At 61.8% G+C, this 17,405-nt stretch carries 17 protein-coding genes and 1 tRNA gene; 7 read left to right on the forward strand and 11 right to left on the reverse strand.

What is annotated here, in order from left to right; genetic code table 11:
* The 4 genes from xdhB to ACSQ36_RS04425 all read right to left on the reverse strand — a co-directional run bounded on the left by xdhB (position 1) and on the right by ACSQ36_RS04425 (position 6,438).
* Positions 1-2,433, reverse strand: a complete 2,433-nt coding sequence (gene xdhB, locus ACSQ36_RS04410; RefSeq protein ID WP_436181032.1) for a xanthine dehydrogenase molybdopterin binding subunit — start codon at positions 2,431-2,433, stop codon at positions 1-3.
* Positions 2,434-2,461: 28 nt separating this feature from the next.
* Positions 2,462-3,973: a xanthine dehydrogenase small subunit gene (gene xdhA / locus ACSQ36_RS04415; protein WP_436181033.1), complete on the reverse strand. Its 1,512-nt coding sequence runs from the start codon at positions 3,971-3,973 to the stop codon at positions 2,462-2,464.
* Positions 3,974-4,416: 443 nt separating this feature from the next.
* Complete coding sequence (locus ACSQ36_RS04420) at positions 4,417-4,929, reverse strand: disulfide bond formation protein B (protein ID WP_436183086.1); 513 nt, start codon at positions 4,927-4,929, stop codon at positions 4,417-4,419.
* A 132-nt stretch (positions 4,930-5,061) separates the two neighbouring features.
* Complete coding sequence (locus ACSQ36_RS04425; protein ID WP_213762551.1) at positions 5,062-6,438, reverse strand: amidase; 1,377 nt, start codon at positions 6,436-6,438, stop codon at positions 5,062-5,064.
* Positions 6,439-6,836: 398 nt separating this feature from the next.
* Here ACSQ36_RS04425 and ACSQ36_RS04430 point away from each other — a divergent pair, with 398 nt between their 5' ends.
* Both ACSQ36_RS04430 and ACSQ36_RS04435 read left to right on the forward strand, forming a co-directional pair.
* A complete protein-coding gene (locus tag ACSQ36_RS04430; protein WP_158936452.1) occupies positions 6,837-7,088 on the forward strand; it encodes a DUF4160 domain-containing protein in 252 nt (83 codons plus the stop codon).
* Complete coding sequence (locus ACSQ36_RS04435; protein ID WP_436181034.1) at positions 7,072-7,539, forward strand: DUF2442 domain-containing protein; 468 nt, start codon at positions 7,072-7,074, stop codon at positions 7,537-7,539. The genes ACSQ36_RS04430 and ACSQ36_RS04435 overlap by 17 nt, the downstream gene beginning before the upstream one ends.
* Before the next feature lie 119 nt (positions 7,540-7,658).
* Here the strand turns inward: ACSQ36_RS04435 and hemN are convergent, their stop codons facing one another.
* Positions 7,659-9,032, reverse strand: coding sequence for an oxygen-independent coproporphyrinogen III oxidase (hemN, locus tag ACSQ36_RS04440; protein ID WP_436181035.1), 1,374 nt, complete (start codon positions 9,030-9,032; stop codon positions 7,659-7,661).
* 136 nt (positions 9,033-9,168) lie between these two features.
* On the opposite strand from hemN, the gene ACSQ36_RS04445 reads away from it, so the two are divergent.
* The 3 genes from ACSQ36_RS04445 to ACSQ36_RS04455 all read left to right on the forward strand — a co-directional run bounded on the left by ACSQ36_RS04445 (position 9,169) and on the right by ACSQ36_RS04455 (position 11,015).
* On the forward strand, positions 9,169-9,462 hold the full coding sequence (locus ACSQ36_RS04445) for a YkgJ family cysteine cluster protein (protein WP_213762554.1): 294 nt from the start codon (positions 9,169-9,171) through the stop codon (positions 9,460-9,462).
* Positions 9,463-9,515: 53 nt separating this feature from the next.
* The gene (locus ACSQ36_RS04450; protein ID WP_436181036.1) at positions 9,516-10,103 is read left to right on the forward strand and encodes a DUF1439 domain-containing protein; all 588 of its coding nucleotides are present in this window, start codon (positions 9,516-9,518) and stop codon (positions 10,101-10,103) included.
* A gap of 78 nt (positions 10,104-10,181) precedes the next feature.
* Positions 10,182-11,015: an undecaprenyl-diphosphate phosphatase gene (locus ACSQ36_RS04455; RefSeq protein ID WP_436181037.1), complete on the forward strand. Its 834-nt coding sequence runs from the start codon at positions 10,182-10,184 to the stop codon at positions 11,013-11,015.
* Positions 11,016-11,171: 156 nt separating this feature from the next.
* Here the strand turns inward: ACSQ36_RS04455 and trmB are convergent, their stop codons facing one another.
* The 5 genes from trmB to ACSQ36_RS04480 form a co-directional block, all read right to left on the reverse strand.
* Positions 11,172-11,939, reverse strand: a complete 768-nt coding sequence (gene trmB, locus ACSQ36_RS04460) for a tRNA (guanosine(46)-N7)-methyltransferase TrmB (RefSeq protein WP_436181038.1) — start codon at positions 11,937-11,939, stop codon at positions 11,172-11,174.
* A 114-nt stretch (positions 11,940-12,053) separates the two neighbouring features.
* A tRNA-Gly gene (locus ACSQ36_RS04465) sits at positions 12,054-12,127 on the reverse strand.
* Between the two features lie 75 nt (positions 12,128-12,202).
* Positions 12,203-12,775 carry a YggT family protein gene (locus ACSQ36_RS04470; RefSeq protein ID WP_213762558.1) on the reverse strand — a complete coding sequence of 191 codons (573 nt, stop codon included), beginning with the start codon at positions 12,773-12,775 and terminating at the stop codon, positions 12,203-12,205.
* 111 nt (positions 12,776-12,886) lie between these two features.
* Complete coding sequence (locus ACSQ36_RS04475; protein WP_436181039.1) at positions 12,887-13,210, reverse strand: EthD family reductase; 324 nt, start codon at positions 13,208-13,210, stop codon at positions 12,887-12,889.
* 306 nt (positions 13,211-13,516) lie between these two features.
* Complete coding sequence (locus tag ACSQ36_RS04480; RefSeq protein WP_436181040.1) at positions 13,517-14,434, reverse strand: Rossmann-like and DUF2520 domain-containing protein; 918 nt, start codon at positions 14,432-14,434, stop codon at positions 13,517-13,519.
* A 779-nt stretch (positions 14,435-15,213) separates the two neighbouring features.
* Here ACSQ36_RS04480 and ACSQ36_RS04485 point away from each other — a divergent pair.
* Together ACSQ36_RS04485 and ACSQ36_RS04490 are read left to right on the forward strand one after the other, a co-directional pair.
* On the forward strand, positions 15,214-15,516 hold the full coding sequence (locus ACSQ36_RS04485) for a hypothetical protein (protein ID WP_436181041.1): 303 nt from the start codon (positions 15,214-15,216) through the stop codon (positions 15,514-15,516).
* Between the two features lie 234 nt (positions 15,517-15,750).
* Positions 15,751-16,716: a threo-3-hydroxy-L-aspartate ammonia-lyase gene (locus ACSQ36_RS04490; protein ID WP_213762562.1), complete on the forward strand. Its 966-nt coding sequence runs from the start codon at positions 15,751-15,753 to the stop codon at positions 16,714-16,716.
* Between the two features lie 10 nt (positions 16,717-16,726).
* On the opposite strand, the gene ACSQ36_RS04495 is transcribed toward ACSQ36_RS04490, so the two are convergent.
* The gene (locus tag ACSQ36_RS04495) at positions 16,727-17,404 is read right to left on the reverse strand and encodes a LysE family translocator (RefSeq protein WP_436181042.1); all 678 of its coding nucleotides are present in this window, start codon (positions 17,402-17,404) and stop codon (positions 16,727-16,729) included.
* Position 17,405 lies beyond the last annotated feature (1 nt).

Raw genomic sequence — 17,405 nt, forward strand, 5'->3', positions numbered from 1 at the left:
TTAGTTGACCGACACAGGCTGCGCGACGTCTGCGGCCATTGGGGCGAACGCTTTCGCGGCCTGCGCGTCCAGCGCATTCAGGATCGATTCGGGTGTGGCCGGCGCGCGCAGTACGGGCGCATCGGTCGAATCGGGCGCGACCGACGCCACCGCGGCACGGATCGCCAGCAACACCGAGAAACCGAGCAGCAACGGCGGTTCGCCCACGGCTTTCGACAGGAACACGGTCGGCTCGACGTTCTGGTTATCGTAGAGCGCGATGTTCATCGCAGCGGGAATGTCGCTCACCGATGGAATCTTGTACGTCGACGGCGCATGCGTCATCAGCCGGCCGTCGCGATTCCACCAGAGTTCTTCCGTCGTGAGCCACCCCATGCCCTGGACAAAACCGCCTTCCACCTGGCCGATATCGAGCGCCGGATTGATCGACTGTCCCGCGTCGTGGAGGATGTCCGCGCGCAGCAGCCGCCACTCACCGGTGAGCGTGTCCACGACCACTTCCGAGATCGCCGCGCCATACGCGAAGTAGTAGAAGGGCTGGCCGGTCAGCGTTTTCGCATCCCAGTTGACCTTGGGCGTGGCGTAAAAACCATCCGACCACAACTGCACGCGCGCCAGATAGGCCGCTCCGACCAGTTGGTCGAAAGGCATCTGGCCGCCGTTCGACTCGACCACGCCATCGTGAAAACTCACGTCTTCCGCGCGTCCGCCGAGTTGCTTCGCGGCGAGTTCTGCAAGGCGTCCGCGAATGGTGAGCGCGGCGGCTTCGGCCGCCTTGCCGTTCAGGTCGCTGCCGGTGGATGCGGCAGTGGCCGATGTATTCGCGATCTTCGAGGTATCGGTGGCGGTCACGCGCACGCGCGACAACGGCACGCCCAGCGCATTCGCCACGACCTGCGCGACCTTGGTGTTCAGGCCCTGGCCCATCTCGGTGCCGCCGTGATTCACGAGCGCGGAGCCGTCTTTGTAGACATGCACGAGCGCGCCGGCCTGGTTCAGGAACGGCACATTGAACGAGATGCCGAACTTGACCGGCGTGAACGCGATGCCCCGCTTGAGTACGGGACTCGCTTTATTGAACGCGGCAATTGCGTTGCGCCGCTGCACATAAGCACTCGATGCCAGCAGTTCGTCAGTCAGCGGCGCGATGATGTTGTCTTCCACGGTCTGGCCGTAGGGCGTCACGTTGCGCTCGGTGATGCCGTAGTAGTTGACGCGACGGATATCGACGGGATCGCGCTTCAGACGGTGCGCGATTTCATCCATCATGATTTCCATTACCAGCGCGCCTTGCGGACCGCCGAAACCGCGAAACGCCGTGTTCGACTGCGTGTTCGTGCGGCAGCAGAGCGCGGTGATGTCGACGTCCTGCAGGTAATACGCGTTGTCGAAGTGACAGACGGCGCGCGTGGCCACCGCGCCCGACAAATCCGCTGAATAACCCGCGCGCAACGCAATTTCCACGCGCGCGCCTTGCAAGCGACCGTCGTTATCGAAACCGGCTTCGTAGGTGTAGACCGCGTCGTGGCGTTTGCCGGTGATCATGAAGTCGTCATCACGATCCGCACGCAATTTCACCGGCCGATGCAGCAGATGCGCCGCCAGCGACGCGATGCACGCGAAGATCCCCGACTGCGATTCCTTGCCGCCAAAACCACCGCCCATCCGGCGGCATTCGCAGATGACGTTATGCGTCGGCCAGTCGAGCATATGCGCGACCAGATGCTGCATTTCGCTCGGATGCTGCGTGGAACTGTAGACGAGCAAACCGTCGAGTTCCTTCGGAATGGCATACGCGATCTGCCCTTCGAGATAGAACTGTTCCTGGCCGCCAACCTCGAATTCGCCTTGCAGCCGATGCACCGCCGACGCGATTTTTGTGTCTGGATCGCCGCGTTTCAGATGCAGCGGCGGCAGCACGAACTGCTGTTTCGCTTTCGCGTCGCGCGGCGTCAGGATGGCTTCGCGCGGTTCGTATCGGATCACCTCCTCGCTTTTGGCGAGCGCTGCCGCGCGGCGCGCGAGATCGTGCGTTTCCGCGATGACCACGAACATCGGTTGTCCTAAATACAGCACTTCATCTTTCGCGAGGATCGGGTCGTCATGGAGTACGGGGCCGCAATTGTTCTCGCCGGGGATGTCGTCGGCGGTGAACACGGCGATCACGCCGGGCGCGGCCAGAACCAGATCGAGATTGATCGAGACGATGCGCGCATGCGCATGCCGCGACAGACCGAGCGCCGCGTGCAGCGTGCCACGCAGTTCCCCGATGTCATCGACGTAAGTCGCTTCGCCGCTCACATGCAGGGTCGCCGATTCGTGCGGCAAGCCGACGCCGATGGCCGCGCGCTCCGCCTTGTTCGCGGCCGCGTGTAACGCGAGCGCGTCAGCGGCGGCACGGTCGATGTGGTGTGGATCGGTACGCTTGTTCATCGCGTGGTCCTTGGGGCTTGGTGTGGCGTCATGTCGCGTATTGCACATCGAACGCGAACGCGTTGACGTCGCGGAGCGCGAGCGGCGAATCCTCACGGGTCTCCAGAAAGAAACGCAACAGCACGTTGCGCGCCACCTTGCTGCGGTACGCGCTCGACGCCCGCATGTCGGTGAGCGGCTGGAAGTCGACGTCCAGCGCGCGCATGGCGGCTTGCACGTTGGCCTCGTTCCACTCTTCATTCACCAGCAAGGCTTCCGCATTCGATGCCCGCTTGGGCGTGGCAGCCATGCCGCCAAACGCGAAACGTGCGGTTACCACGCGGTTGCCGTCGAGCGTCACGGCGAACGCGGCGCACACCGCCGAGATGTCCTGGTCGTAGCGCTTGGATACCTTGTAAGTCCGAAAGCGCAGTTTCGTCGATGGCAACGGCACGCGAATTCCCGCGACGAATTCGCCCGTTTCCAACGCGGATTTTTGATAGCCGAGATAGAAGGCGTCGAGCGGCATCGTGCGAACCTTGGCGGCTTTTTGCAGCACGATTTGGGCATCGAGGGCAATCAGTGCCGGCATGGAATCGCCGATAGGTGAACCATTCGCCACGTTGCCGCCGAGCGTGCCGGCGTTGCGGATAGGACGCGAAGCAAAGCGCGTCCACAATTCCGCCAGTTCCGGATACACAGCCGAGAGCGCGCCGTATGAATCTTCCAGCGAGGCCGCCGCACCGATGCTCAGCCATTGCCCGTCGCGGGTGATCGACTTGAGCTCGTTCACATTGCCGATATACAGGACGTCGCCGAGATTGCGGAATTGCTTGGTGACCCACAAGCCGACGTCAGTGCTGCCGGCCAGGATGCGCGCGTCCGGATGCTCGGCACGCAAGCGGGCGAATTCGGCGAGCGAGACGGGCGCGAAGAACGTCGGGTGGCCGAATGCAGCGCCGCGCGCGTCGGGCGCCGAGTAGGCGAGCGTTTCCTTGCGCTGGATGCTTTGGAGCTGGCGTTTGAGCGTCTCGCGATCAAGCGGCGCGCGAGGGTACTCGAACATTTTCTGCGACGCATCCACGATCGGCCGATAGCCCGTGCAGCGGCAGAGATTACCGGAGAGGGCAGCGTTGATTTCGTCCCGGGTGGGCAGGCCGGCGTCGGCGGGCTGATTCTGATACAGCGCCCACATCGACATCACGAAACCGGGCGTGCAGAAGCCGCATTGCGAGCCGTGGCAATCGACCATCGCTTGCTGGACCGGATGCAGCGTGCCGTCCCTGGCGCGCAGGTCTTCCACGGTAAAGAGCGCTCGGCCGTCAAGCGTAGGCATGAACTGGATGCAGGCATTGACAGCTTTGAGAACGGGTTGGCCGTCTATATCGAGTTCACCGATCACCACCGTACAGGCACCGCAATCGCCTTCCGCGCATCCCTCTTTGGTTCCGGTGCATTGGTCGTGCTCGCGCAAATGCTGGAGCACCGTGCGGGAAGCGGGTACGTCGTGCACTTCTCGCACGGCGTTGCGCTGGAAGAACCGGATGGTTTGCGTTGTCATAAATAAGTCCGAGACATTGCGGATCGGGCGCGCGTTACGCGAAAATCGGCGTCGGATTCAAAAGAAACCAGGCCGAAAGCGCGCACGTGGATCGCCATCCAAAGATAACGATATCACCGCAATATCTCAAAAATATTCCGGCGAACGTATCAAGACTATGCGAAGAGCCGGATGAGGGTCGGCGGAAACGACGCCAGAACCCCGAGGGATGGGACAGACCGCGATGAAGCGAGAGGAGACTTTTTGGGCCGTTGGTGTCGAAGTCCGGCGGACCGGATAACGGTGACAGACGTTCGTGCGCGGTGGCGCTACAAAAAAGCATGATTGGACAACAACGTCTTTGGCAAGCCTGAGGCCGGCCACGCAGCGCGGATCCGCAGTTCTTGCCGAAAGCGAGGGCAACTCGGCTAAGGTCTAAGGTCCGAACCGTACGCCATCCCCATTCAACCGGCGCGCAACCTGCGCTTGCCCCACAAACTGCCGGCGACGGCCAGGAAGATCACCGCAAACGCAATAAGGCCCCATTGCGGAAGCGAGAGTCCGAAAATGGGCGGATAGGGCGTCTCGCAAAGCCCTGCGACCTTGAAGACCTGAGGCAGCCACTTCGCGGGCGGAAGAGAATCCACGACGGGCTGGAGGGCATCGAACCCACAGCTGAATCCCGGATGCGCCTGCACATAAACGTGCCGTCCGGCTGCTACCACGCCCCCGAGAGCGGACAGCGCAACCAGCGTTTCGAGCAGCGCGATCCCGCTCCATCCCCGGAACGAAGCGCCGAGCAGGGCAAAGACCGCGATCAGCACGAAAAAGTAGCGTTGAATGATGCAAAGCGGGCAGGGATCTTCACCTTTGACGAACTGAAGATAGAGCGCTCCGCCCACGAGCCCGAGAGAGATCAAAGCGAGCAAGACCAGCAATCGTCGTTCGCGGCGAATCTCGCGCTCGTCGTGGTGCATGGTGAAATGGTTCAAGGAGTTGTTCATATTTTTCGAATTGTTCGAGAAAAAAACACCTGAAAGGGCACGTCCCGCGACGGAATTCTATCGCGATCCCTGCCCCAAGGCGGTTTCAGGCATGGCATGAACGGCTTAGCGCGTGGTTTCGAGTACGGCTTCCACGGCACGACCGATGGAGAGCAGCGTGTCGTCGCTGAACGGCGCCCCGGCCAGCATGAGGCCGACCGGCGCTTCGCCCCGCGGATGGCACGGCAGCGACAATGCGCAACTATCGAGGAAATTGAAAACAGAGGGGTTGCGCAGGATCAGCGCGTTGGTCCGGCCAAATGCTTCGTCATCGTGTTCGAGGTCGGCCACGCGCGGCGGCACGACCGGCACGGTCGGGCACACAATGGCGTCGAACCGCTGCCACAGCGCGCGCGCCTGCTCGATCATTACGGCGCGCGCCTGCAACAAGTCGATGTAATCAGCCGCGCTGGCGGGTTGGCCTTTCAGGATCCGGACGTGGACGCGGGGATCGTATTGATCGGCGTGTGCGTGCAGCAGCGGCCGATGCCATGCATAAGCCTCGACTGACGCGAAGCTGAATCGATTGACCTCGGCGAGTCGATCGAGCGGCGCGAAACGCACGTCTTCCACCAGCGCACCGGCTGCAGACAGATGTCCGATTGCCGCGGAGTAGGCACTGGCGACCGTTTCGTCGACGCCGTCCATGACGTAGTTCGTCAGCACGCCAAGACGCACGCCGTCCAGTGGACGGGTCGCGGGTACGCCGGAGTCCCGGCCGGCCAGGATGCGGTCGACAAGCGCGCAGCATGCCACCGACAACCCGATCGGCCCGAACGAGTCGAGCGTGGTGGACAGCGGCACGCCGCCTTGCGTAGGCACGCGGGCAGCGGTTGGCTTGAAGCCGGTGAGCCCGCAGAGCGCGGCCGGGATGCGTATGGAGCCGCCGGTGTCGGTGCCGAGCGCGATGGCCGCCATGCCGTCGGCCACCGACGCCGCAGCGCCTGATGACGAGCCTCCGGCAATCCGCTCGTCGCCCGCTACATTGCTTCGATACGGTGAGTGCGGCGTTCCGTAGTGCGGGTTCAGCCCGAGCCCGGAGAACGCGAATTCGCTCATGTTGGTACGCCCGACGATCACGCCGCCCGCCCGCCGCAGCCTGGCAACGGCGACGGCGTCGGCCTTTGCCGGCAGTGCGTCCGCCAGTACGCGCGAGCCGGCGCGTGTCACCTGGCCTTCGATATCGAAGAGATCCTTGACCGACACAGGAATGCCCGCCAGCGGCGAGAGGACGGTGCCCGCACGGCGCAACGCGTCGTGGGCGTCGGCGGCGGCGCGGGCGCGCTCTGCATCGACGTGCAGGAAGGAAACCGCTCCCTGCCCCGAAGGGTCGGCAATGCGTTCGAGCGCCTGCTCCACCAACTCGCGGCTGGTGGTTTTGCCGTCACGAAGCGCGGCGGCGAGTTGTGCGAGAGGCGCGAACTGAGACGAAGTGATGGGCATGATGTCGAGAGAAACCGGTGGCGTGGCGGGCTGTAAAAGGGGCTGCAAAAAGGGGCAAGGACGGGCGTTCTGCACAGAGCGCGAATGCGGCGCGGTGAGTGATCCGTTCGCACCGTGGCGTTGCTCATTGCCGTGCCGAAGGCCGCGATGAAACGCCTGATGTAACTTGCCCAAAAGTGGCTGTCATTCTAAGCCAGCCCAGTAATAAATACTCGACGCGGCGCGCGCGGCGCTCGATAAACCGGGCCCCTCGGCCATTCGGCCGATAGCGCCGTTACCGCTTCCTGCCTAAGCTTGGCGGGTTCCTGCAGGCGGTCTTTTGCAGCGGCAAACAACAGTCCTGTAAAAACCCAAGCGTTTGGGTTTACTTGCACGCAGCTAACGGATAGAGTGACTACATGCCAACGATTTTCCGCATCGGCGCTGCCCGCGTCGTGATTTATTTAAACGACCATCAACCTGCTCACGTGCATGTCCTTGATGGCAAGCAACACGCCATTTTCAACCTGCACTGTCCGGCCGGACCGCCGACCTTGCAAAAGAATCACGGTTTTTCGCACGTTGATGCAAATACCTTCGCTCGCCGGATGCAAAACGTAGTCGGCTCGCTGTGCACTGAATGGAAAACACTTCATGACTGCTTTTGTTGATATCACCGAACACCAGATGCGCGAAGCCGAAGAGCGGATGAGCAAGCACGTTGCCGAACATCCGGTCGCCCTGTCCGCCTCGTTTAATCCGGTGGACGGCAGGGTGGCTATCGAACTGTCGAATGGCGCGTTGTTCGCGATTCCCGCGCGGATTATTCAGGGTCTGGAAAATGCTTCGGACAGCGACCTGAATACGATCGAAATCACGGCGTCCGGCACGGGTCTGTATTTCCCCACCGTCGACGCCGACATTCTCGTGGCGCCGTTACTTGCTGGCGTGCTGGGGTCGCGATCGTTCATGGCCAGGCGACTGGGCAAGGAGGGCGGGGCCAGCCGCAGCGAATCCAAAGCGGCCGCGGCCCGCGCGAACGGCGCGCGTGGCGGCCGGCCGCGCAAGGTCACGGTGGACAGCGAGAAGCGTGAGGGTGGTGCCGCGCTCACGAAGAAATAAGCTGCGCTTAATAACGTAACTTCGAACGCAACTTCGTGCGTAAAGCGAGCTTACGTGGCGCAGCGATGCATTCAAGGCACGCGGTCCACCGCGGCGGGAATGTCTCCGCGGCTTATCGGTCAGATCGTCCGTGAAAACCGCTGCCTGGCGTTCCCGGCGAGATACCGATCGAAGATCATCGCCACGTTACGCACGAGCAGGCGGCCGGCGGGGAGCACATCAATCCCATCGCGGTTCACCTTGACAAGGCCATCGGCTTCAAGCGATTTCAGGCGCTCCAGCTCACTGGCAAAAGCAGCGTCAAACCGGATCCCATAAGCCGCTTCGAACGCATCAAAGCGCAGCGAAAACTGACACATTATTTCGGTGATGATGTCGCGCCGCAGCCGATCATCGGCGCTTAGCTGCACGCCTCGTGCAATCGCGAGTTCACCGCGATCGATCGCAGCGGCGTAACCGGCCATGTCCTTGGCGTTTTGCGCGTAGACATCGCCGACCTTGCCAATGGAAGAAACCCCTAAACCGATCAGATCGCAATCCGCCTGGGTGCTGTAACCCTGAAAATTTCGATGCAGCGTGCCCGCTCGCTGCGCAACAGCGAGTTCATCGTGTGGCAGGGCAAAATGATCCATCCCGATATACACGTAACCCGCCTCGGTCAGTTTCTCGATAACCCGTTCCAGAATCGCCAGACGCACGGTTGGCGAGGGCAAGGTGGCTTCGTCCATTTGCCGCTGCATCTTGAAAATGCTCGGCATATGCGCGTAGCCAAACACGGAAAGCCGGTCGGGAGCGAGCGTGATAATCGTGTCGAGCGTGCGGCTAAAGCTCTCTACGTTCTGATGCGGCAAGCCATAGATCAGATCGACGCTGACCGATTTGAAACCCTCGGCCCGTGCCGCCGACATGACCGTCTGCGTGGTTTCGAGCGGCTGAACGCGATTGATCGCTTGCTGCACGCGCAGATCAAAGTCCTGCACGCCGAAGCTCAGCCGGTTGAAACCCAGATCGCGCAATACACCGATTGTTTCCGCCGATGCCTCGCGCGGATCGACTTCAATCGAATACTCGGCCTGCGCGTCAGGTAGCAAGCGAAACGACTCAGCGGTCGCGGTCATCAGCTCGGCCATTTCATCGTGGGATAAAAACGTCGGCGTGCCGCCGCCCCAATGCAATTGCGAGACGGGCCGGGTGGTATCGAAACAGGCCGCCTGCAACACCAGTTCACGTTTCAGCCGATCAAGATACGGACGCGCGTGCGCACGATTTTTTGTAGCGATCTTATTGCAGGCGCAATAGAAGCAGACGGTGTCGCAAAATGGAATATGGAAGTACAGCGAAAGATCCGCCGATGCCGCTCCCGGGTCCGCCGCGGCCCGATGGTAATGGGCGGGATCGAAGGTGTCGGTGAACTGAACGGCGGTGGGATACGACGTGTAGCGCGGACCGGCCGCGTCGTATTTGGTGAGCAGATCGGGGCGAAAGAGGGACATTGCGGACAGACTTGAGGAGGGTGCTCCGAGTCTAGCCGACCCCTTCCCCTGGTTCTTGCGTGATAACGCCGCAGCCGCGCGGTGGCACAATGCCGGGTTGCCCCATTCGCCCCATTTGCCCAAACAGTACCAACCGATGTCTGCCGCCTCCCGCCCGAACTCCGTCCACGCCTGCCGCGAAAGCTGCGGTGCATGCTGTATCGCGCCATCGATTTCGAGCGCGATTCCCGGCATGCCCGACGGCAAGCCGGCCGGTGTGCGTTGCGTTCAGCTCGGCGCGGATCTGCGCTGTGCGATTTTCGGCGATCCGCGCAGGCCGGCCTGTTGCTCGGGCTTGCAGCCATCGGCGTCCATGTGCGGCGACACGCGCGCCTACGCGCTGGCCTGGCTCACGCAACTCGAAATCGATACGCAACCTGAGCGCGCCTAGCCGGTCGAACGCTCATCGCTTAAATTCAAGTTCAAGTCACTGGAGAATTTCGCATGACTCAAGCCGTTGCGCCGAAGCGGCGCCGGTTCCTGCTCGCGGCCCTTGGCGGCGCGAGCGCGGTGGCGCTGGGAACCCAGGGATGCGCCGCATCGATATTTCCGTTCATCCCCGATCACTACACGTTCAGCCAGGCGCAGGTCCGGGACGCGGTACAGCGCAAGTTTCCGTTCCAACGCACGGCCTCGCAGATCTTCGATGTCACGCTGAGCAATCCGCTGGTCGGCCTCGCGCCTGATCGCAACCGGATAACCGTACGGCTGGACGCGCGGCTCGCGACGCCGTTCATGCCCAATCCGGTCACCGGCGTGTTTACGCTTTCCAGTCAACTTTCCTACGATGCCGCCAGCCACTCGGTGATCCTGATGTCACCGACGGTCGACGACGTTCAGGTCTCCGGCGAGGCTGCGCAATACGCCCAGCAGATCAACGCGGTCGGCGCGGTCATGGCGACGCAGTTCCTGGACCGTTATCCCATCTACACATTCAAGCCAGAACAATTACAGTTTGCCGGTGTTAATTACGAACCCGGTACAATCACCGTCCTTACAAACGGCATACGCGTGCAGATCGTCGAGAAGTAGTTTTTTCGGCGCAATCCGGTACGCGCGTGCCCGAACGCTTGGCTGGCGACGGCCAAACTATGCCAAAAGGGCGGAGCGATGGACTGGATCCTGTTTTGCAAAGCGCTGATTCTGGGTGTGGTGGAGGGGTTGACCGAGTTTTTGCCGGTATCGAGCACGGGGCACCTGATCGTTGTGGGCAGTCTGCTGAATTTCACGGACGGCCAGGCCAAGACCTTCGACGTCGTGATCCAGTTCGGCGCGATCCTCGCGATTGTCTGGGAATACCGGCGCAAGATCGGCTCGGTCGTCGCCGGGTTGCCCACGCAGCCCAAGGCGCGCCGGTTCGCGCTGAACGTGATCATCGCGACCATTCCGGCGGTTGTGCTTGGCTTGCTGTTCGAAAAGCACATCAAGGCCGTTTTGTTCGCGCCGGTGCCGGTGTCCGTCGCGCTGATCGTGGGCGGGGTCGTAATCCTGTGGGCGGAAGCGCGGCATCGCGAGCGCAACATCGCGCCACGGGTGACGTCGGTGGAGGATCTTTCTTACGCCGATGCCTTCAAGGTCGGGCTCGCCCAATGCTTCGCGCTGATTCCGGGCACGTCGCGCTCGGGGTCGACGATTATCGGCGGGATGTTGTTCGGGCTGGAACGGAAAGTCGCCACTGAGTTTTCCTTCTTCCTCGCTATTCCGATTATTTTCGGCGCCACGCTTTACGAACTTGCGAAGGAGTGGCGCACGCTGTCCGTCGATTCGCTGGGCTTGTTTATCGTTGGGCTTGTGGCTGCGTTTGTCAGCGCATTCGTGTGTATCCGATGGCTGTTGCGTTACGTCGCCACGCACGATTTCACGGCGTTCGCGTGGTATCGGATCGGCTTCGGGCTGCTGATCCTGATTGTCGGGTATAGCGGCGGGTTGAGTTGGACGGAGTGATGATTCGCGGTTTTTAGAGCCGTTCGCCAGCGCGGCGGTGTTGGCTGAAACTGAAAATCAAGGCTCGAAGTCCGCAAGCAAATACGACACAGGCCGTTCCAACGTTGGTTGGAACGGCCTGTTTTTGTATTGGGCTGACAGATGTTTAGCTGTCTTTCAGCGGCGCTTGAATACGAGATCCCAAACGCCGTGACCGAGCTTTAATCCACGCCGTTCGAACTTGGTCACAGGCCGGTAATCGGGACGTTGCGCGTAATCCGAGCCGGCTGTGTTTTCCAGCGCCGGTTCCGCCGACAACACTTCGAGCATCTGTTCGGCATAGTTCTGCCAATCAGTGGCGAGATGCAGATACCCGCCCGGCTTGAGGCGGGACACGAGCAATGCAACGAACTTCGGCTGGATGAGCCGGCGTTTATGGTGACGCGCCTTGTGCCACGGATCGGGGAAGTAGATATGGACGCCATCGAGGCTGTCCGCCGCGATCATGTGTTCCAGCACTTCCACGGCGTCGTGCTGGACGACGCGAATGTTCGTCAACGCCTGTTCGCCGATCAGCTTCAGCAACGCGCCCACGCCCGGCTCATGGACCTCGATGCCGAGAAAATCATCGGCGGGGCGTGCCGACGCGATTTCCGCAGTCGTCCCGCCCATGCCGAAGCCGATCTCCAGCACGCGCGGCGCTTGACGGCCGAACGCGGCGTCCCAGTCGAGCGGCTGCGGCGCGTAGGGCACGACAAAGCGCGGTCCGAATTCATCGAGCGCGCGACGCTGTCCTGTGGATACCCGTCCCGCACGCGTGACGAAGCTGCGAATCCGCCGATGACGAAGCATGCCGGCCGCATCCGCCACTTCGTGGTCTTTGACCTCGTCGCTATTGTCGCTTTCGTTGGTCTCGTCTTGGCCGGGGGTGGGATCGTGGATCATCGAAAAAGGGCGCGGTTTCTGGGTTGAGCGGAGTTTGCGGCAAACGCGATGCAAATCTAGCGCTGCTGTAAATTAAAAAGCCGCCTTCGAAGGCGGCTTTTTGCGCAGGAAAACTGGAGCGGGCGATGGGAATCGAACCCACGGCTCTAGCTTGGGAAGCTAGGGTATTACCATTATACGACGCCCGCAGAGCGCGCTATTTTACGCGAAATACCCCGCCTACCGCAACTTTACGCGGATCGACGGAGATTGAACCCTGGAATTCACACCCCGAACATGGTCATGGTCACGGCCAGCCGCGTGACGATCATCAGCAGTACCTGAACGATCACGAACAGCAGGATAGGCGACAAATCGATACCGCCCATGCGCGGCAACACGCGCCGCAGCGGCTCGAGAAACGGCGCCGTGAGTTGATACAGCAGCGGCATGGCCGGGGATTGCGGGTTCAGCCACGACAGCAATGCCATCAGGATCGTCATCCAGATGATGAGATTCAGCGCCCATTTGATGACGGTGATCACCGCGACCGCGAGCAGTGTGGGCAGCATGGGCGCGAGTCCGGCGGGATCGACGCCCGCGAGCAGCACCAGCAGGATCACGAACACCAGCGCAGCGAGGAAAGCCGCGAGAATGCTCGCCCAGTCGATGGTCTTTGCCGCCGGCAGGATCTTGCGCAGCGGCAGGACGAGCCAGTTCGTGGCTTGCATCACCGCGTTGGACACGGGGTTGTACGGCGGCATGCGGACGACCTGCATCCAGGCGCGCAGCAGCAGGGCAGCGCCGAACAGCGTGAAGATTGTGTTGAGCAGAAAACGGGCGATCTCGCCGAACATCTCAAATCCTTTTCAAGGCAAAAGCGCGGCGCTCATGGCCGCGCGAAGTGATACCAGGGCAAGAAAAGCCGCAGCGGAAATCGCCCGGCTTCATGGAACAGTTACTCCCAGTCAGCTGCTGGCGCGGACGTCGCTGATCTGTACGACCGGCGGAACACCGTCGGGGTAGTAGTTAACGATGTCCGCGGAGAAGTCTTTCGCATGTGGCGAGACCGCAGCCGTGAAGGCGTCGACGGAATCGAACAGCAGGTGGCCCGCTGCGATATACGTGGGCGACGAACCCGGCGCGCCACCCGCGAGGCCCGCTTCCGCCGACCAACCCTTTAATACGCCGCCAAGCAAGCCGGCCACCCAGGGCATATGGCTCGTGCAGTAGTAATCGATGTCGAACGGCGCATTCTCGCGATACGGATAAAAAAAGCTCACCTTGATCATTGTTCGTTCTCGTAGCTGGAATGGGTTGGCGTCGAGGGTGGTGGCCGAAGCCGGAACTTCGCGTGGGTTCAACGCACGGTCCGGGTCCTGAACCAGACTCCAAACCGCGAATTGCAGCGCTCGTTGCTCGATCTTTGCCGGCGTCCGGCGTGGTGGCCGAACCCCTCGGCGGCTTTGCCACACTGGCGTGCCGGGCATCACGATAGCATGGCTTGATGGCGGCTTGTGCCGCTTGGCGTACGCCGGCACACGAGTGCCCCCATACGGCCGGCTATCCGTGTCGGATCGGGGCAATGGATCGGGCAATCAATCGTCGCGCGGCCCGGTCCCGTTCAGCACGAGTTCGATAGCGTGTGACATCGCGTCCAGTGCTTCCGCAGGCGGTGGCGAGGGCCGCCGTTTCGCCAGTGCGACCGCGCGCCGCGTGAGCAGTGCATATAGCGCGGCGTGATCGCCGCCGAGGCCCTGCAGCAGCGCCAGCTGCTTGATCACAATACCCGCGTCGCCGCGCGATACCGGGCCGGCAAGCGCGCCCGGCAAACCCTTTTCACGCGCGGTTTCGATGGTGCCGGCGAGCATCGGCAGGACGGCGCGCAATGCGTCGTCCTCGGTGAATCCCAACTCTTTCCAGAGCGTCACGGTCTCCGACAGCGAGCACAGCGCAAAGCTGGCCGCGTAGTGCGCGGCGGCGTGGTAGAGCAGGCGGCCGCCTGGCGGGATGGATAGCGGATGGCAGCCCAGAGCCTGAACCAGCGCGGTCAGCGTGTCGTGCAGGGACCCGCTCGCTTCGATCGTCACTGAACAGCCCGCAATGCGCGTCTGGTCGCTCGGCAGGCCGCCAAACAGGAACAACGGATGGAATCCGCCGATGTCCGCACCCTGCGCATGGGCAGCAGCGAGGACATCGACGGGCGTGGCGCCGCTGCAATGCACGACCGCCTTGGCGTCACCGAGGGGCGGATCCAGCCGCAAAGCGTTCGCCGTCGCACCGATGGAATCGTCGGGAACGGTTAGAAATACGATATCGGCGTGTTGCGCGACCGCGCTGGCGTCGTCGGCGACTAGACATGCCGGCAATTCGCCTGCGAATTCGCGTGCCGATGCCGCCGATCGGCTTGATATCGCGGTGACCGGGTAGCCCGCGCGCGACCAGACGGCTGCCAGGCAGCGCGCGAGGCGTCCGGCGCCGACGAAGCCCAAGCGGGGCATCGTTGAAAATGGCATGGTTGTTGCTCCGTAGAAATTGTTGCGATGCGCGGATTCGCGTTTGCAGCGCACGATGAAGTATCGCGCAACGGCGTTGGCGCCATAAAAACGGCGCGAAACACCGCCGCCAATGGTTTTGCGAGGCTCGAGCAAACTTGCGTTCCGGGCCTGAACAGTCAGGGTTGGTTTTTTGGCCGATGTGCGCCAGTGCTTGTTTTGCAACGTTCGGGAGTCGCCATGAGTATTTTTGCGTATCGGAAACACCTGCGTTTTCTCAGCCACACACATCGGCGTCAGTGGTGGGATCAGCGCAAACGGCTTACGCCGCGAGTCAGGATCAGTGGGGCATACGTGCCACCCAGCGTCACCCGCGAATTCGCTTACGTTAAGGTGGGCTGAACGGGTGCATTGAGCACCGTTTGCCTGAAAAAGCAGCACAGCTTGAAGATGCCCCGCTCGACGCTTACTTGGCCGGCGGGGCTTTCCATTTTCAGGGCGCTAAAAGCAAAGTGTAATGAATCATTACTTTGGTGACATTGGGAATAACGCTCCGGACAACCGTAGCCAGGCGGTGACTTTCTCAGCAAACCCTTAATCCATCTCGTTAATCCTTTGCGCCAAGGCCAGCGCGGTTGTCCGCCTGCTTGAAATTCGGCAGACAAAACCCATTTTTAGGACTGTAGATATTGCAATTTGCAACAAATGCTTAAGGTGGGATTCAGGGTTTTTAGCTACATTGAATGCATGTCGTTGCGGTAACCGGTCGTGTGTACAGGACCGTAGCGCGGAGAATAAAAGTGAAGAAGATAGTGCAGGTTCTGGCAGCTGCCGCGCTTGGCGTTGGCCTTGTGAGCGCCGCGCAGGCGCACGTTTCGGTGGGTATTGGCATTGGGGTGCCGGCTTATCCCGTGTACGCCGCTCCGCCCCCACCCGTGTATTACGCGCCGGGCCCAGTTGTATATGCACCGCCGCCCGTTGTGGTGGGCGGGTATTACGGCGGTCCGTACTGGCGCGGTCATTATCGTGGCGGTTACGGGTACGGATACCATGGCGGATATCGCGGCGGCTACCACGGTGGTTACGGTGGTTGGCGCCGTTGAATTCCGGGCATGACCGGATCGGCTAGCTGATTGATTGTTTGTTCGAGTATTGGATTGTCTGCAAAACAGCGCAACGCTGGCGTCGAGCCGGGTTGCGCTGTTTTATTTTGCGCCCGGGGTTCTTGCTTTATCGGCGCTGGGGCCAGCCGGCGGCGTTGGCTATTTGGCCAGCTTTCCAAACGCTCCACGATGCTGGGACAATGGAGGCTCCTCAACCGCCGCCCTTGAGTTCCGATGTCAATCCTTCCCGCACCTACCTACGCCGACGTTGCCGACGCCGCAGAACGCATTGCCGGCGCTGCGCATCGCACGCCGGTGATGACTTCCCGCACCGCCGACGCGCTTACCGGCGCGAACCTGTTCTTCAAGTGCGAGAACTTCCAGCGCATGGGCGCTTTCAAGTTTCGCGGTGCGTTCAACGCGATCTCGCATTTCTCCGAGTCCCAGCGCCAGGCCGGCGTCCTGACGTATTCATCGGGCAATCACGCGCAGGCAATCGCGCTGTCGGCGCGCATCGCCGGTATCAAGGCAACAATCATCATGCCGGAGGACGCGCCGGCCGCGAAGATGGAAGCCACGCGTGGTTACGGCGGCGAAGTGATCACGTACGACCGGTACACCGAGAATCGCGAGGAGATTGGTGCGAGGCTCGCGCAAGAGCGCGGCATGACGCTGATTCCGCCGTACGACCATCCGCATGTGATCGCGGGACAGGGGACGTCGGCGAAAGAGCTCATCGAAGAAACCGGGCCGCTGGATTATCTGTTCGTGTGCCTGGGTGGCGGAGGCTTGCTCGCCGGGTGCGCGCTGGCGGCAGCCGAGTTGAGTCCATCCTGCACGGTGATCGGCGTGGAGCCGGAGGCGGGCAACGACGCGCAGCAGTCGCTCGAACGCGGCGAGATCGTTCATATTGAGGTGCCACGTACGATTGCCGACGGCGCCGCATCCACGCACGTGGGTGAATACAACTTCCCGATTCTGAAGCGCTATGTGGACCGGGTCGTCACCGTCAGCGACGACCAGCTTGTGCAGACCATGAAGTTCTTCGCGCAGCGCATGAAGATGGTGGTCGAGCCAACGGGTTGTCTGGCTGCGGCCGCCGTGCTGCAGAACATCGTGCCGGTGAAGGGCAAACGGGTCGGTGTGCTGGTCAGCGGCGGCAATGTCGACCTCGCGCGGCTCGCTCAATTCCTCGCTTGATAGCGTGCCGTCATAAGGTCTGCGCGCCCTTCAGGATCAGGTCGTGATAACCGTTGACGATCACGCTGTACGCGAAGTACGCAAACAGCACCGCCGATAAAACGTGGCAAGCGCGCAGCAATGCTGTCCCTGCGCGTTTGCGGCCGTGGCTGGCGAGCGAGCAGATGAAGAGCGTCCAGCCGAGCCCGCCGCAAAAGAAGCCGATGAGAAACACGGATGCGCTCCCCGAGCCCGTTGCGCCGGCTTTCGCGATCAGTGCGCCGCCCACGGCGGCGAACCAGAGGATCGCGCTGGGTGAAGACACGGCGAGCAGGGTGCCGCGCATGAAGCTGCGCAGGTGAGAGGGCCGCGGTGTAGGGAGAAGATCGGGTTCCCCCGCCACCGGCGGCGCGGACGCCGGAAATAGCGCTTCACGTGCCATTTTGAAGGTCAGGAAAAGCAGCACGATTGAGCCGCCTATCCATACGACCCAGCGCACGGTATCGAACTGAAGTAGTGCCGCCATGCCCGCGAGCGCAAGCGCTGCGTAGATGAGATCGCCGAAACAGGTGCCGAGACCGAGCATCATGCCCGGCTTGAAACCGTGGGAAAGCGTCAGTGAGATGATCGCGACGTTTGCGATACCAATATCCAGACACAGCGACAACGACAGAAAAAATCCATCAGACAGCAATGGCAACACGTGCATC

It is taken from the genome of Caballeronia sp. LjRoot34, assembly GCF_964253815.1.
Lineage (GTDB): Bacteria > Pseudomonadota > Gammaproteobacteria > Burkholderiales > Burkholderiaceae > Caballeronia.

Bases quoted from the DNA above. Each gene is read 5' to 3' on its own strand.
- xdhB (WP_436181032.1), bottom strand. From the start codon at position 2,433: ATGAACAAGCGTACCGATCCACACCACATCGACCGTGCCGCCGCTGAC.
- xdhA (WP_436181033.1), bottom strand. From the start codon at position 3,973: ATGACAACGCAAACCATCCGGTTCTTCCAGCGCAACGCCGTGCGAGAA.
- ACSQ36_RS04420 (WP_436183086.1), bottom strand. From the start codon at position 4,929: ATGCACCACGACGAGCGCGAGATTCGCCGCGAACGACGATTGCTGGTC.
- ACSQ36_RS04425 (WP_213762551.1), bottom strand. From the start codon at position 6,438: ATGCCCATCACTTCGTCTCAGTTCGCGCCTCTCGCACAACTCGCCGCC.
- ACSQ36_RS04430 (WP_158936452.1), top strand. From the start codon at position 6,837: ATGCCAACGATTTTCCGCATCGGCGCTGCCCGCGTCGTGATTTATTTA.
- ACSQ36_RS04435 (WP_436181034.1), top strand. From the start codon at position 7,072: ATGACTGCTTTTGTTGATATCACCGAACACCAGATGCGCGAAGCCGAA.
- hemN (WP_436181035.1), bottom strand. From the start codon at position 9,032: ATGTCCCTCTTTCGCCCCGATCTGCTCACCAAATACGACGCGGCCGGT.
- ACSQ36_RS04445 (WP_213762554.1), top strand. From the start codon at position 9,169: ATGTCTGCCGCCTCCCGCCCGAACTCCGTCCACGCCTGCCGCGAAAGC.
- ACSQ36_RS04450 (WP_436181036.1), top strand. From the start codon at position 9,516: ATGACTCAAGCCGTTGCGCCGAAGCGGCGCCGGTTCCTGCTCGCGGCC.
- ACSQ36_RS04455 (WP_436181037.1), top strand. From the start codon at position 10,182: ATGGACTGGATCCTGTTTTGCAAAGCGCTGATTCTGGGTGTGGTGGAG.
- trmB (WP_436181038.1), bottom strand. From the start codon at position 11,939: ATGATCCACGATCCCACCCCCGGCCAAGACGAGACCAACGAAAGCGAC.
- ACSQ36_RS04470 (WP_213762558.1), bottom strand. From the start codon at position 12,775: ATGTTCGGCGAGATCGCCCGTTTTCTGCTCAACACAATCTTCACGCTG.
- ACSQ36_RS04475 (WP_436181039.1), bottom strand. From the start codon at position 13,210: ATGATCAAGGTGAGCTTTTTTTATCCGTATCGCGAGAATGCGCCGTTC.
- ACSQ36_RS04480 (WP_436181040.1), bottom strand. From the start codon at position 14,434: ATGCCATTTTCAACGATGCCCCGCTTGGGCTTCGTCGGCGCCGGACGC.
- ACSQ36_RS04490 (WP_213762562.1), top strand. From the start codon at position 15,751: ATGTCAATCCTTCCCGCACCTACCTACGCCGACGTTGCCGACGCCGCA.
- ACSQ36_RS04495 (WP_436181042.1), bottom strand. From the start codon at position 17,404: ATGCACGTGTTGCCATTGCTGTCTGATGGATTTTTTCTGTCGTTGTCG.